1 pseudogene is annotated in these 573 nt (G+C 45.4%); it reads right to left on the reverse strand.

From position 1 onward, the window contains the following. Positions 1–573 (reverse strand): annotated as a pseudogene (locus R7Q11_RS28215) (MFS transporter); the annotation flags it as partial.

Raw genomic sequence — 573 nt, forward strand, 5'->3', positions numbered from 1 at the left:
TGTAGCTCACATGATTGCACACAATCAATGCACCACCATGCTCAGGTAAGTTGTGCAGATTTTTGTGTTTAACACGATAGATGGTGTGCGTGAGCATCCACATTGCAAAGCGAACCACAAAAATCGGGATTTGTAGAAAGATATATGCCGCGACTAAGAAGTTAAGCACTGCAAGAAGCGCAAACAATTGTGGAATACTCATCTCTACTACGCTTAGGCATATAATGCCAAGGATCGCGCTGCCCACCATAAATAGTGAGTTAAAGATATTCAGACCTGCTATCACTTGCGCTCGTTCAGTCTCCTTCGCTCGATGCTGCATTAAGGCATACAGTGGGACGATAAATAATCCGCCCGATGCTCCTATCATGAGCAGATAGAAAAACAGAGGCCAGAAAGGCTCGAAACGAACAAATTCAATGAAGTTTGCGAACTCAGGTAGCTCAGTTGGTACTGATGTCGCCATTAAGTAACCGAAGATGGTGATGCCTAAGGCACCGATTGGCACGATGCCCACTTCGATTCGATGATTTGAGATCCAGTTGCAAGCCAGTGAGCCTAGAGCAATCCCTA

It is taken from the genome of Vibrio sp. 970 (genome assembly GCF_033339075.1).